Source organism: Pseudomonas fragi, assembly GCF_900105835.1.
Lineage (GTDB): Bacteria > Pseudomonadota > Gammaproteobacteria > Pseudomonadales > Pseudomonadaceae > Aquipseudomonas > Aquipseudomonas fragi.
In genome coordinates this window covers 4,217,713-4,232,314 of record NZ_LT629783.1, presented here as the reverse complement: position 1 = coordinate 4,232,314, position 14,602 = coordinate 4,217,713, and the positions used below count along the sequence as shown (strand labels likewise).

The 14,602-nt window shown below is 57.4% G+C and carries 12 protein-coding genes; 3 read left to right on the top strand and 9 right to left on the bottom strand.

The genetic code is table 11. From position 1 onward, the window contains the following. Positions 1 to 13: 13 nt before the first annotated feature. The 3 genes from BLU25_RS19490 (at position 14) to BLU25_RS19480 (ending at position 4,234) form a co-directional block, all read left to right on the top strand. Entirely contained in the window at positions 14 to 1,312 is a 1,299-nt protein-coding gene (locus tag BLU25_RS19490; RefSeq protein WP_083369783.1) for a carbohydrate porin, read from the top strand. 77 nt (positions 1,313 to 1,389) lie between these two features. Continuing rightward, the gene (locus tag BLU25_RS19485; protein WP_016779564.1) at positions 1,390 to 2,850 is read left to right on the top strand and encodes an amidase; all 1,461 of its coding nucleotides are present in this window, start codon (positions 1,390 to 1,392) and stop codon (positions 2,848 to 2,850) included. A 40-nt stretch (positions 2,851 to 2,890) separates the two neighbouring features. Further along, positions 2,891 to 4,234: a spinster family MFS transporter gene (locus BLU25_RS19480; protein ID WP_016779563.1), complete on the top strand. Its 1,344-nt coding sequence runs from the start codon at positions 2,891 to 2,893 to the stop codon at positions 4,232 to 4,234. 39 nt (positions 4,235 to 4,273) lie between these two features. Here the strand turns inward: BLU25_RS19480 and BLU25_RS19475 are convergent, their stop codons facing one another. The 9 genes from BLU25_RS19475 to cyoA all read right to left on the bottom strand — a co-directional run bounded on the left by BLU25_RS19475 (position 4,274) and on the right by cyoA (position 14,292). Beyond that, positions 4,274 to 5,548, bottom strand: a complete 1,275-nt coding sequence (locus BLU25_RS19475; protein WP_228795877.1) for an efflux RND transporter periplasmic adaptor subunit — start codon at positions 5,546 to 5,548, stop codon at positions 4,274 to 4,276. Continuing rightward, positions 5,535 to 7,016: a TolC family protein gene (locus tag BLU25_RS19470; protein ID WP_228795878.1), complete on the bottom strand. Its 1,482-nt coding sequence runs from the start codon at positions 7,014 to 7,016 to the stop codon at positions 5,535 to 5,537. The genes BLU25_RS19475 and BLU25_RS19470 overlap by 14 nt, the downstream gene beginning before the upstream one ends. Next, positions 7,006 to 8,193, bottom strand: coding sequence for an ABC transporter permease (locus BLU25_RS19465; protein WP_016779560.1), 1,188 nt, complete (start codon positions 8,191 to 8,193; stop codon positions 7,006 to 7,008). Before BLU25_RS19465 ends, BLU25_RS19470 begins: the two co-directional genes overlap by 11 nt. Then, complete coding sequence (locus tag BLU25_RS19460; protein ID WP_016779559.1) at positions 8,193 to 8,969, bottom strand: ABC transporter ATP-binding protein; 777 nt, start codon at positions 8,967 to 8,969, stop codon at positions 8,193 to 8,195. The genes BLU25_RS19465 and BLU25_RS19460 overlap by 1 nt, the downstream gene beginning before the upstream one ends. Positions 8,970 to 9,470: 501 nt before the next feature. Beyond that, positions 9,471 to 10,358 (bottom strand): heme o synthase, encoded by an 888-nt coding sequence (gene cyoE, locus BLU25_RS19450; RefSeq protein WP_016779557.1) that lies wholly within the window; start codon positions 10,356 to 10,358, stop codon positions 9,471 to 9,473. Between the two features lie 11 nt (positions 10,359 to 10,369). Then, a complete protein-coding gene (gene cyoD, locus BLU25_RS19445) occupies positions 10,370 to 10,696 on the bottom strand; it encodes a cytochrome o ubiquinol oxidase subunit IV (protein ID WP_016779556.1) in 327 nt (108 codons plus the stop codon). Next, positions 10,696 to 11,322, bottom strand: coding sequence for a cytochrome o ubiquinol oxidase subunit III (locus BLU25_RS19440; RefSeq protein ID WP_029611250.1), 627 nt, complete (start codon positions 11,320 to 11,322; stop codon positions 10,696 to 10,698). Before BLU25_RS19440 ends, cyoD begins: the two co-directional genes overlap by 1 nt. 3 nt (positions 11,323 to 11,325) lie before the next feature. Then, complete coding sequence (gene cyoB, locus BLU25_RS19435) at positions 11,326 to 13,350, bottom strand: cytochrome o ubiquinol oxidase subunit I (RefSeq protein ID WP_016779554.1); 2,025 nt, start codon at positions 13,348 to 13,350, stop codon at positions 11,326 to 11,328. Positions 13,351 to 13,353: 3 nt separating this feature from the next. Further along, positions 13,354 to 14,292 carry a ubiquinol oxidase subunit II gene (gene cyoA, locus BLU25_RS19430; RefSeq protein WP_029611249.1) on the bottom strand — a complete coding sequence of 313 codons (939 nt, stop codon included), beginning with the start codon at positions 14,290 to 14,292 and terminating at the stop codon, positions 13,354 to 13,356. Positions 14,293 to 14,602: the final 310 nt, after the last annotated feature.

Here is a 14,602-nt window from a genome sequence, read left to right as displayed (position 1 = left end):
GGAAACTCTCACTATGTTTTACGCAAAGTATCCGTTAGCCGTCAGCCTTGCCGCCTTCGCTTTCACCCAGCATGCGCTGGCAGCCGACACGCCCGCTGCCCCCGAATGTGCCCAGTATGAAAAGCTGCTGACCCGCGCCGAACTGGCCTTCAAGAACGTGCCTATTTGCGCGCGGATCAAGCCCGACCTGTGGGGGCTGCGCAAGGAGCTGGCCGAGCATGGCATCGGTTTTACCGCCACCTCCTATAACGGCTACACCTATGACGTGCTGGGCAACAACGCCAGAAAGCAGGTGTATAACGGCCAGAACCCCAGCTATAACACCTCGCTCAACCTGTACCTGACCTACGACCTGACCCGCATCGGTTTTGCCAATGACGCGCAACTGACACTGGCCGGCAACTGGGTGGACTCGACCTACACCCCCGCCAACCCGCGGGTCAAAACCGTGTCGGTATTCGCCATCAACCAGTCCTTTTTCAATCACCAGCTGGAACTGGAATACGGCTTTATCCCCGGCGTGCGTCTGTTCTACGGCATGGCACTGGGCGGCAGCGCCTCGACCGCCGCCCTGGGCCCAAGCAGCGTGGTGCCGTTCCAGGTCGGCATGTCGGCCACCGAACCGACGCCCACCGTCAACGTGATCGTGCGTGACCCGTCGCTGCGCTTCTACAACAGCACCGCCCTGACCCGCAGCGTCAGCCCCGAAGGCATCCAGAAGGACGTCGACCTCAACCCCAGCGGCCTGCGCCTCAAGGTGCCCGATGCCCGCGCCATGCTGATCAACGAGTTCGGCTACAAGCAGGCGCCGTCGGCCAACTCCAACGCCATGTGGCTGCGCGCCGGCGCCATGTACAACACCAGCCACTACACCGAATTCACCACCGGCGAGAAATCGGACAACAACTACGGCATGTACCTGGCCGAAACCGTGCAGGTAACCAAGCCCTATGGCGATGCCCGCGGCTGGTACCTGGACAGCAAACTCGATTACTCGCCGGACTCGGTCAACGCCATCAACAAGGCCTTCCAGGTCAGTGCCTTCAATGTCGGCCCCTTTGCCAGCCGCCCGGCCGACATGGCCGCCGTGGGCCTGACCAAGAGTTATTACAGCAAGGATCTGCGTGACGTCACCAGGAGCTACGGCCTGGAAGCAGCGCCCTACACCCTGGCGGTCACCGCTTCATATGCCGCCCGCCTGATCCCCGGCGTGTATTTGATCAGCGGGCTGACCTACACCAAAAACCCGGTGTTCACGCCCATCCATTCCGACGCCCTGCTGCTGCAGGAATCGCTGAACTTCCTGTTTTAAAGCGCCAGCCCCCAACCGTTATAGCCGTCACCTGGCCCTTTGCAGCGCAGCCCAGGTGCTAATGCGAGGTCGTACACATGAGCGATGAACGTTATCAACTGTCCACCAATGACTACCTGGCGCTGGATGCCACGGCCATGGCCGATGCGGTCAAAACCGGCGAGCTGACCGCCCGCATGCTGCTCAGCGCCGCCCAGGCGCGCTGCGATGCGGTCAACCCGCAGATCAATGCCGTGAACATGCGCCACGACGAACATGCTGACAGCGTACTGCGCGCCCGCCACCATGCTGGCAGCGAACAACTGGGAGCACTGGCCGGCGTGCCGATGCTGCTCAAGGACCTGAACACCTACCTCACCGGTACCGTGACCACCAACGGCTCGCGCATGCTTGCCGACGCACCGCCGGCAACGCGCAACAGCACCATCGTGCAGCGCTACGAGGCCGCCGGAATGCTGATTTTCGGCAAGACCACCAGCCCCGAATACGGCCTGACCACCACCACCGAGTCCTCACTGTGGGGCCAGACGCGCAACCCGTGGAACCTGGCCCACAGCGCTGGCGGCTCATCGGGTGGTGCAGCGGCAGCGGTGGCCGCTGGTATCGTGCCCGTGGCCCATGCCACCGACGGCGGCGGCTCGATCCGCATCCCGGCGTCGTATTGCGGCCTGTTTGGTCTCAAACCCACGCGCTATCGCACCCCGCAAGGCCCGGATACCTTCGAAGGCTGGTTCGGCGCCAGCTGCGGCCATGTAGTGTCACGCAGCGTGCGCGACTCGGCTTTGCTTCTGGACGTCAGCCACGGCCATGAAAAAGGCAGCCCCTACTGGCTCGCGCCACAGGCCGGGACCTTCAGCGAGGCGGTGCGCCGCAGCCCCGGTTCATTGCGCATCGGCGTGGTCGAGCAAGCCATGACCGGCGTGGAACTGGACGCCGATATCCGCAGCGTTTTGCACACAACTGTTGATCTGCTGTTGGGCCTCGGACACCGGGTCGACCCCGTGACCCTGCCCGTCGACCCGCAGCAGGTCTACGCCGCTCACGGGGCCGTGGGCGCGGCCGCGTTGCTGGCCGCCGTGCGTGATCGCGAAACCGTCCTGGGCCGTCCGTTGCATGACGACGAACTGGAGCACGTCAGCCGTTATCTGGTGAACAACGCCGCATCCGCGACCGCCGAAAACCTGTACCGTGCCCGACGCAGTTTCGAGTTGATCGGCAGCCGCATGGAACACCTGTTCGACGACTATGACCTGCTGCTCAGCCCGGTCACCTCGCAGGTCACCCCCGAGCTGGAAGTGGCCAGCCTGGCTCAGGATTACCCGCACTACATCCAGGGCGTCGTCGGCAGCATCGGCTACAGCGTGCTGGCCAATGTCAGCGGCCAACCGTCCATGTCGGTGCCGCTGGGCACCAGCCGCGAAGGCCTGCCCATCGGCATGATGTTCAGCGCCGGCTGGTGCCGTGAGGACCTGTTGTTCCAATTGGCCGGGCAACTCGAGCAGGCCAGCCCCTGGGCTGATCGACGCGCACCGCTGTAAGCCACGCAACCGATGAACATTGCTCGATGGGATTGAAATGATGAACACCCACATCTCTGGATTTCGCCGTCATTACACCTTGTTTGTGTTGTTCCTGATTTCGGCGGTCAGCCTGATCGACCGCCAGGTCATGGGCGTTGTGATTGAGCCGATCAAAGCCGAGTTTCACGTTTCCGACACCCAGATCGGCCTGCTGACGGGGCTGGCCTTTGCCCTGGTCTACTGCCTGTTTGCGATACCCCTGGGGCGGTTTGCCGACCGAGGCCACCGCCGTAACCTGATCGGCTGGTGCTGCGCATTCTGGAGCGTGATGGCCATGCTCTGCGGCTTTGCCAGTAACTTCTGGACCCTGGCCCTGGCGCGTATTGGCGTGGCGGTGGGGGAATCGGGCAGCGGTGCGGCGTCGATGTCGATGATCGCCGACCTCTACCCGCCCCATCAGCGCTCCAAGGCCATCAGCGTATTTATGCTCGGAGCCCCTATCGGCGCACTACTGGGCATGAGCCTGGGCGCCTATATCGCGTACTACCACGGCTGGCGCGAAGCCTTTATCTGGATGGCGCTGCCGGGCATCGCTGCCGCGCTGTTACTACGGTTTACGGCTGCCGAACCCTTGCGCGGTCTATGGGAAAAAGCCCGCGAGGCGCGCCCTGCCGTGCCCCATGAAAGCGTGATGCAAGTGATGCGCGTGGCCTGGGCGTCGAAAACCTTTGTGCGCATAGCCATAGCCGGCGCGCTGCTGGCATTTGCCAGTTATGCGTTCAGTATCTGGAGCACGGCGTTCCTGGTGCGCAGCCACGGGCTAACGCTCAAGGATGCGGGCATCATCATGGGCCTGGCGGCTGGCCCCGGGGCCATTATCGGTTCACTGTCCAGCGGCTGGCTGAGTGCCCATCTGGCCCGGCGCGACAGCCGCTGGCAATTGGGCGTGCCGATTGTCGGCGCATTGCTGGCGCTGCCGATGTCGATGGCCTTTGCCCTTTACCCGGCTGGCCACCCCTGGGCGCTGGGCGCGTTGCAGGTGCCGCAGGCAACGGTATTCATGTTCGGCATGTCGGTATTCGGCATGTGGTGGATGGCACCAAGCTACACCGCCATTGCCCAACTGGTAGTACCTGAGCGCCGCGCAACCATGATCGCCCTCTACAACTTCGGGATCATGGCAATCGGTGCGGGTTTCGGGCCGCTGGCCGTGGGCGTGCTGAGCGACCACCTGACCCCGCTAATGGGCGTCAATGCCTTGCGCTGGTCACTGGTGATCTGCTCCGGCGGTTACCTGCTGGCGAGCGGGTTATTGTTCAGTGTGCTGCGCCCTTACGGGGTGGCGGCCGGGCTGACCAATGTGTTGCCAGTGTTACCGGCGGGCAAGCTGCGCACGGCATGATGTGCCGGTGGGAGCGGGTAACCCCGCTCCTGCAAGTGACTACCTGACACGAACAAACCCCGAAGTCACACCGAACACTTCAACGCCTTGGACGGTGGACTGGCCTGTGGTCACGGCTCGACGCACAACCGGGGCGTCAAGCCCGTCGCGGTGCTCTACAAACAGCGTGTCACCGTCCTTCTCTATGGCCGCATGGGGGATGATGAAACTGCTGTCGTTGCTATAGGTCACAATCGTCATATGCACACTCATGCCCAACCTGACACTCTGGAGATCATTGTCTGACGTTGAGGTCAGCGTGACGGTGATCGGAAACCTTGCTGCAGCACCGGCATTTTCATCCTGAATGGCAAGTTGACTGATGGCGCTTATAAAACCGCCTAATGGCTGACCCGAAAAACCATCACCGGAGATGATGACTGGCTGGTTCAGGGAGAACTTGCCCACATCGACTTCCGAGACCTGGGCTACCACTTTGAGTCCTTCCATATTGGCCAGCTTGAGCACCTGCAAGCCCTGGGTAAAAGAAGCGCCCTGTTGCAGCACCCCGGCTTCTGCTCCCGTTGCCTGCGGCGTTCCCACAGAAAGAACAACACCAGAAAACGGCGCATAGAGCGTTTTCTTTTCCAGCAATTGGCTTAGTTGCTCGTGGATAACCGAAGCATTCATGTACTCCATATCTGCAATCGTGCGGGCCTCTCCAACACCGACAGCCAGCACATTTTTGAGTTCGGCCTGAGCGGCCACCAGCTCAAGTGATTGCAGGTAGCGTTGCTGCTCCAGGGTGTCTCGCTCGTTACGGGGGACGATGCCTTTTTGATACAACGCCTCAACGTTCGAATACTCCAACTCAAGATTTTGCATGCTCAACTCGGCAACCCTGAGCGCCTGCTTCGCTCGCCTCACATCAGGGCCTGTAGCCCAGCGGCGGTAAGACTCAACGTTCTGCTGCGCCTTCAACTTGTTAGCCAGTGCATCCCTGATCTTGATTTCAAGCAACGCAGGATCAAATGACAACAAGGCCTGTCCTTTCTCGACTTGCATGCCCGGAGTCAACTCGTTGGCCAGAACAGAACCTTCAAAAGGCGCATTGATAATGACGGCGTCCATTGGTTCTATTTTTCCCACCAGACCGATTTCATGCTCCAGCTTCTGGCGGGTGACAGACACCCACGAAGATTCGTCGTCAGGTGCCTTCGGCAGGCAAAACAACAACAGCGCGACAACCACCAGGCCAACGCCAACCAGGTATTTCCATCGCCCCGAGCGCGCGCCAAGTGTTCGCAGACATGTGCCGCCCTTAAAAGTGTTCAAGGGAAATCTCCCAGTGTTCCAACATCACCCCCAACAGCAGGTCCAGCTGAGACCTGGCGTCCAGATATGACATCTGCGCATTCAGGTTGGAATCTTCAGCCGCCCGCAAGTCCGCTTCAAAGCTGATAATTTGAAAATTGGTGGATCGCCCGGCATTCAGCTTTTCTGTTTCAATGGCCAGCTTTCGTTTAGACAGATCAATGACGCGCTGCGAAATTTCGAGCTGGCGCAACAAAGTGTCCAAACCTCGGATCGCGTCAGTGATTCGGGTTTTCAACTCAAGCAGCGCCTGTTCCTCAAGCAACTTTTGCTGCTCAAGCAGCGTTTGAGCATGAACCTCGCCTTGCTTGCTGCTGCGATCACCAATGGGGATCTCCAGCTTCAAACCCGTGTAGCTGTCCCATGCGCGGTTGGCACCCGTGCTGCCGTGTTGTTCATTCAACTGGTTGACACCGGCCTCCAGGGACAAGTCCCAGCGAGACTTGTCCTGGGCAAGCAACAGGTTCAGAGCGGCCTGTTCACTCTGCAACAACGTCGACAGGAACTGCGGTTGATTGGCTTGGGCCAGCCTTAACGCGGTGTCCTGATCGATTTCAAGCCTGACCACCTTCAGGCTGTCACTGGCACGGATCGGCGTAGACAGGTCAAGGGCCAGCAACTTGAGCAACAGCAATCGACTGGCCTGCTGCTGGTTTTTTGCTTCTTCTACTGCCAATTCCTGTGTCGCGATGTCAGCCTCAATCTGCACAGCATCAAATTTGGCGACGCGGCCTGACGCGATCAGCAACTCGTTGACCGCCAGCAGCGAAACGGCTCGTTTATGTGCATTCGTAGCAAGGACTACCTGGTTCTGGGACTTCATCAGGGCACGATAGGCCGAGACTATTTGGTACAGGGTTTCAGAGACGCTGGACTTCACGTTCAGTTTGTTGACTTGCTCAGTCAAATGGGCGAGCCGCAAGGGCGCCGAAGTCACCTCTTTACCTGCCCCCCTGAGTAAAGGTTGAATGACCGTCAGCCCCAGCCCCTCGCTGTTCAGCTCGCCCGTTTTTTTAGTGGTACTGAACCGCTGGTTCCAACCGAGTTCAACGTTGGTTCCATACTCGCCCAACAGATTCACCGCAGGCGCAATACGGGTCGTGCGACTACGGTCGGCACTGCCCCTGGCCAGCCGGTGTTCACCACTGAGTTTCAATTTGGGGTTGAACATGCCTTCAGTGACATACAGATCGAACTTCTCCCTTGCACGCTGGAGTTTGAGGCTTCTGATGTTGTAGTTACGCCGCAAGCCCAGCGACACAGCTTCATTCAACGACATATCCATTGAATGCTGGCTCAACGACGACCCCTGTGACTCTGTGTAGCGGGAGGCACTGCCTTGAACCTGGCTGACAGCCGCAATAGTGAGGTCTGAAATCAACACCGCATAACATGCGCCACTGACCAGTGCTGAGCATTTAATAAACACGCAGTGCCTCGACGGGGGTCAACCGAGAGGCGGCCAGGGCGGGCTTCAATCCTGACAAAACCCCTACCAGTAACGTACTGCCAACCCCCAAGGGGATGGACACCATCGACAACTCGAATGTCCATTGCGAGATCACGGCATAAAGCCAGGCCAGCACTATTCCCAAGCACGCTCCCGACAGGGCACCCATTGCACTCAAGGCAAGTGCCTCAATAAGGAAAAGATTGCGTATATCCTGCCCGCGCGCACCAATGGCCATACGCAAGCCTATTTCGTTGCGCCGTTCGCAGACGTTCATGTACATAACATTCATGACTGCAACGCCAGCCCCAACCAGAGTAATGACGCCCAATGCCAGCAACAGATATTCAAACGTCTTGTTCTGTCGCGCCATCGCGTCGATCATTTGTTGCGGCACTGTCATTTCCACGCGGCGTGTTTTAAATGCGTGGCTCAAGCCTTCAAATACCCGGGAAGCGCCTTCGCTACTGTCAAGCGGGGGCAGAACACGCGCCAGTACCGTGCTGACATTGCTACTTTGAGCCACACGCGCCAGGGCCGCGAACGGCATAAATACCGAGTGATCGGTCAAGACGGGGCTGATCATCGACGCCTCGGCTGGCTGCAAAACACCTGCAACCCTGAATAAATAAGTGTTGATTCTCACCCACTCACCCGGCTCAACAGCAATACCGCGATCACCCAGTGACGTGGCCACCGCGTGCCCCAACACGACAACATTTTCAGCAGTGTCCAAAGCATGCAAGAAGCGCCCACGCCTTATTGGCAACTTCAGGATTGAAGTGACCGCTGGTTCAACACCTACCGCCCGCGCATCAACCGGGTGATGATTGAAAGTCAATTTGACTGAAACTTGCGCAACCGGGGAAATCACCAGGCCGGGCAGGTTCAATGAACGTATTTTCTCGACCTCGGTCGATAACAAGGAGTCGTCAACACCCCGATCGTTGTTCAGACTCGCAACAAGGGTATCGACGCCCATGTCATGAAATATCCGTGTGGCCTCTTGCCCGGCGTTAAAACCGATATTAAGGATGGCGACAATCGAGGCACTGCCAATGACAATTCCCAGCAACGCCAACACCGTGCGCTTGCCCAATGTCCGAAAAGTGTCAATCGCATCCCCCACCACTTGTCTTGACCCTGCCAGACGCATCACGCTTGCAGTTCCTCAACGAGGCCGTTATGCACTACAAACTGGCGCTGCATTCTCTGAGCAACACTCATGTCGTGGGTCACAATCAATAACGTCACGCCCTGCTCTTTCTGAATCGACAACAACAGGTCTAGGATGTCGCCTGACGACTGGCTATCCAGGCTTCCAGTCGGCTCATCCGCCAAAATCAGCGAAGGCTGCCCTACCAGAGCACGGGCAATGGCCACTCGTTGTTTTTGCCCACCAGACAGCTCGGCGGGTTTATAACTGGCGCGGTGGGCCATCCCAACACGCTGCAACTCGGACATGGCGCGTTTCAGAGAGCATGCGCGATCGAGACCACGGTAACGAAGCGGCAAGGCAACGTTTTCAATAACATTCAAGCGCGGTATCAAATTGAAATGCTGAAAGACAAAACCCATTGTCATTTTTCGAAGTGTTGCCAGTTCATCACTCCGGGCTTTCGCAACCGGGCGCCCCATAAACACATATTCCCCGGAATCGGCAAAATCCAGCAGGCCGATAATATTCAGCAGTGTGCTTTTACCTGAACCTGACTGACCGATAATGGCGCAGCTTTGCCCTGCGCCAACCTCAAAGGTCACCCCGGCGATAATGGAATGGGGCTGACCTTCATGACGGTAATATTTGCTGACTCCTTTCAGTGAGACACAGATCAAATCGCGCACGAAGCCATTAACTCCCACCTTGTTGCAACACACTCTTTCTTGCTGGCAATAGTCCAGCAAGAAAGAGCCCATCAGCAAAACCAACACTACATCATGCTCAAGACAATCTATTCAGAACCCCAACCTTTCAGTCCAGCACGTTGGGGCTGCACCCATTTTGTCCAAAACAAACTCATATGACGTTTCCGCCTTGGCGTTGCCGATGCCCATATTGGTGCGACTCAGCCCAAGTTCGTGCCATTGGCCGTCCTGAATCTTGTTGCTTGTGGAATACACCATGTCCTTACGGTCGAACTTGGGGGCTCTACCCGCATTCAGGTTCACGTTGGCCTTGTTTGCGCCTTGTAGACCAGGCGTTTTTTTAATAAAAGTTTCTGCACAACATGCTCCTGATTTTTACTTGCCCGATACTCAATAAATTGAATTCAGCGGGCATATTGGATCACCGGGAAATTTTAAATAATGCAGGGTTATCCCCTCAGACTATGTAGGAAATGACTACGCACTCCACTTGCCACACAACAAATCACAAACAAAAAAAACCCCGCGCTTCTTTCGAAGGCGGGGTTTTTTTCGGGTCTGGCTAAATCAATGCGCGTAAGTCAGCAACAACTCGGCAGGCGCTTTGAAATCCAGGGACATCATGACGCTCAGGGCGGTGATGGTGAAGATCGAGAACACGAACAGCTTGCGTGCCCAGACCTTGTCGTCGACGGCCTTGTAGCCCGTCCACGCCATGTACAGCCAGTACATGCCCATCGCAGCTGCCACGGCCATGTAGCTCATGCCGGCGTAACCGCCGAGGGTGAGCATCAGGGTCGCGATCAGGAACGCGAGGATGTAGAGCAGGATGTGCTTCTTGGCAACCTTGATCCCGCGCTTCACTGGCAACACCGGAATCGATGCGGCCAGGTAATCGTTGAAGCGGAAGATCGCGATGGCGTAGGAATGCGGCATCTGCCACAGGCTGAACATCACCAGCAAGGTCAAAGCGGCCATGTCGAAGCTGTTGCTCACAGCTACATAGCCGATGACCGGCGGCATCGCACCCGACAGACTGCCAATCAGCGTGCCGTGAACCGACTTGCGCTTGAAGTACAGGCTGTACAGACCGACGTAGATCACGAAGCCGATCGCGGCGAACAGTGCCGCCAGCGGGTTGGCTACGCGATACAGCAGGTAAAGGCCGGCGCCCCCCAGCAAGGTGGCGTAAACCAGTGCCACCTTGAGGGAGATCAGGCCTTGAACCAGTACGCGGTTCTTGGTGCGGTCCATCTTGATGTCAATGTCGCGGTCGATGCAGTTGTTGAACACACAACCGGACGCTACCACCAGGGAGGTGCCGATTACCGCGGCCAGGAACAGGGCAAGATCGAAATGCCCCTTCGAGGCCAGGAAGAACCCGCCTGCCACAGAAAGCACGTTACCGAAAATGATCCCCGGTTTGGTGATTTGGATAAAGTGCTTGAAGGACATCGGGTCTTACCTCACTTCGCCATCATTTCAGTGTGGATGCTGAACATGATCCACAGGGACAAGCCCACCAGCAGCACAATTACCAGCGCAGCAAATACCAGCGCGGTGACGTTGTTGCGTTGTGCAGGCGAGCGGTCCAGGTGCAGGAAGTACACCAGGTGAACAACCACTTGCACCACGGCGAACAACAGCACGATCGCCAGGGTGGTGAATTTGGGCAGCGATGGGTACATCACCAGCCCGAACGGAATAACGGTCAGGATCACCGACAGGATGAAGCCGATCGCGTAGGACTTCACGCTGCCGTGGTTGGCGCCGTCGGAATGTGCGTTAGCCATTACAAAGTCCCCATCAGGTAAACAACGGTGAATACGCAGATCCAGACCACGTCCAGGAAGTGCCAGAACAGGCTCAGGCAGCTCAGGCGGGTCTTGTTGGTCGAGGTCAGGCCGTTTTTCTGCACCTGGTACATCATGATCGCCATCCAGATCAGACCGCTGGTCACGTGCAGACCGTGGGTACCGACCAGGGTGAAGAAGCCAGACAGGAAGCCCGAACGGCTAGGGCCGTAGCCCTCGGAGATCAACAGGTGGAACTCGTTGATTTCCATGGCGATGAAGCCTGCACCAAGCAGGAACGTCATGCCCAGCCAGAACAGCACCTGCTGTTTCTTGCCCTTGAACAACGCCAGCATGGCGAAGCCGTAGGTGATCGAGCTGAACAGCAACAGGGCGGTTTCACCCAGTACATAAGGCAGTTCGAAGATGTCGTGGCCCGACGGGCCACCTGCAACGTTGTTCACCAATACCGCGTATACCGCGAAGATCGACGCAAACAAGATGCAGTCGGTCATCAGGTAGAGCCAGAAACCGAATACGGTAGTCTCGCCCGAGTCGTGGTGATGGTCGTCGTGCCCATGGTCATGACCATGAGCGTGTCCAGCAGTGGTCGCTAAGTTCGACATGGTTTAAGCCTGTTCCAACTTGGTTTCAACACGAGTAGCCGGGATTGCTTTGGCGGCTACCAGACGCTTGTGCTGCTCGGCCTCGATGCGCTCGATAGTCTCTACCGGCACCATGTAGCCCTGGTCGTCACGTGCAGCGTGAGCCACGAAGACCACGACGGTGCCAACCAGACCAACGATGGCCAGCCACCAGATGTGCCAGATCATTGCAAAACCGAAGACGGTCAGCAGTGCACCCATGTACACACCCGTTGCCGTGTTGTTCGGCATGTGGATCGGCTCGTACTTGGCCGGAGCCTGGTACGCAGTACCGTTTTCCTTGGCTTCGGTGAACGGGTCGATACCGTCGACTTTTGGCAGTACAGCGAAGTTGTAGAACGGTGGTGGCGACGAAGTCGACCATTCCAGCGTGTGTGCATTCCAAGGATCGCCGAATTCGCAGGCGTTCTCTGGCTTGTTACGGTCACGGATACTGACGTACAGCTGGATCAGCTGGCTGGCGATACCGCAAGCGATCAGGATTGCGCCGAACAGGGCAACGTACAGGTAAGGCACCCACTCAGGGTTGGTGCTGGCGTTCAGACGACGGGTCATGCCCATGAAGCCCAGTGCATAGAGCGGCATGAAGGCGATGAAGAAGCCGACGATCCAGAACCAGAACGCTGCCTTGCCCCACTTCTCGTTCAACTTGAAGCCGAACGCTTTAGGGAAGTAGAAGCTGAAGCCTGCGATGTAACCGAATACTGCGCCGCCGATGATCACGTTATGGAAGTGAGCAATAACGAACAGGCTGTTGTGCAGTACGAAGTCAGCACCCGGGATGGCCAGCAGTACGCCAGTCATGCCGCCGATGGCGAAGGTCACCATGAAGCCCAGGGTCCACAGAACCTGGCTGGTGAAGCGCAGACGGCCCTGGTAGATGGTGAACAGCCAGTTGAACAGCTTCACACCCGTCGGGATGGAAATCAGCATCGTCGCCAGACCGAAGAAGGCGTTGACGCTTGCACCCGAACCCATGGTGAAGAAGTGGTGCAGCCAAACCATGAAGCCCAGTACCGAGATCGCGCCGGAGGCGTAGACCATCGAGTGGTGACCGAACAGACGCTTGCCGGTGAACGTGGAGATCACTTCGGAGAAGATACCGAACGCCGGCAGAATGAGGATGTAAACCTCAGGGTGACCCCACGCCCAGAACAGGTTGACGTACATCATTGGATTGCCACCAAGTTCATTGGTGAAAATGTGGAAATCCATGTAACGGTCAAGTGTCAGCAGTGCCAGGGTAGCGGTCAGGATCGGGAACGAAGCCACGATCAGGACGTTTGCCCAGGTGCAGGTCCAGGTGAAGATCGGCATGTCCATCAGTTTCATGCCAGGGGCACGCATCTTCAGAACAGTCGCCAGGAAGTTGACCCCGGTTAACGTCGTACCTAACCCCGATAGCTGTAGAGCCCAGATGTAGTAATCCATCCCCACGCCCGGACTGTACTGCAAGCCCGACAGCGGCGGATAAGCAACCCAACCGGTCTTGGCGAACTCGCCGACGCCCAGCGACAGGTTGACCAGCACAACGCCGGACACCAGCAGCCAGAAGCTCAGGGAGTTCAGGAACGGGTAGGCCACGTCACGGGCGCCGATCTGCAGCGGCACTGCAAGGTTCATCAGGCCGGTGAAGAATGGCATCGCCATGAAGATGATCATGATCACACCGTGAGCGGTGAAGATCTGGTCATAGTGTTCAGGTGGCAGGTAGCCAGGCGAACCCTCGGTGGCCATGGCCAGCTGGGTACGCATCATCACGGCGTCGGCAAAGCCGCGCAGCAGCATGATCATGGCGACGATGATGTACATCACGCCGATTTTCTTGTGGTCGACTGACGTTAGCCATTCGGTCCACAGGTAGGTCCACTTCTTGAAGTAGGTGATTGCTGCAAACAGTGCCAGACCACCCAGCGCGATCATGGCGATGGTCACCATCACGATCGGCTCGTGGAACGGGACCGCTTCCCAACTTAATTTACCAAACATCGTTTACTCCTCTGCCCCGGCAGCTGAATGCTCACTCGTGTCCGCCACGTCGTTCCCGGCCACTTCTTTCTTCTCGTGCTTCACCGGTTTGCCTGGTGTCATACCTTCGTACTTGTCGACGATTTTCTGAAACAGGTTCGGTGTGTACGAGGAGAACAGCTCAACGGGATTGTTCTGACTGGATACGGACAAGGCGGCATAAGCAGCTTCATCAAGCTGTTTAGGTGACGCTTTGACTTCACTTACCCAGGCATCGAAGTCAGCCTGAGAAGTCGCGATCGCTTTGAATTTCATGCCAGTGAAACCGGCACCGCTGTAGTTGGCAGAGATGCCTTCCATTTCAGCGTTGCGGTTGGCAATCAGGTGCAGCTTGGTCGTCATGCCGGCCATGGCGTAGATCTGACCGCCCAGGCCTGGAATGAAGAACGAGTTCATGACCGTGTCAGAGGTGATACGGAAATTGACCGGGGTGTTGGCCGGGAACACGATCTTGTTGACGGTGGCGATACCCTGTTCCGGGTAGATGAACATCCACTTCCAGTCCATTGCCACCACTTCGATGGTAATCGGCTTGACGTCAGACTCGAGCGGACGATACGGGTCCAGCGCGTGGGTCGACTTGTAGGTGATCACGCCCAGGGCGATGATGATCAGAATTGGCACAGTCCAGATCACGACTTCGATCTTGGTGGAGTGCGACCACTTTGGTGTGTAGGTAGCGCTGGTGTTCGACGCGCGATATTTCCACGCAAATACCAGGGTCATAATGATGACCGGCACCACGACCAGAAGCATCAGCAGTGTTGCAGTGATGATCAGATTCCGCTCTTCGATCCCGACCTGCCCCACCGGATCGAGCAATGTCATGTTGCAACCTCCCAGCAACAACGTGCCGAAAAGTGGCAATAAGCCAAGGAGTCTGGGGTACCTTTTTTTAGTCATCTCACGACCTCTAAAACAGCTTGCACAATGCAGTTGGTTTTTTTCGCCAACACTTCGCCCTGCCAAGGGTTGGCTCTTTTCCGGAATTGAATGAAAGCCTGCTCTATCACCATCAGGCGAACGGGCAAATTCCGGGTTAGCAGTGATTTCTTATTCGATACGTGGTCAATGGCCTTGTCACAGACCAATTCCATTTGGTGCGGAACTTAGAAGGGTTGCCAGTACCTGGGAGTCGCATGGGACGCCTGTATTGAACAACCCAGTCGGCCTTCAACTTCCCGCTTGGGCTCAGGGATGAGCAGGCTGGACG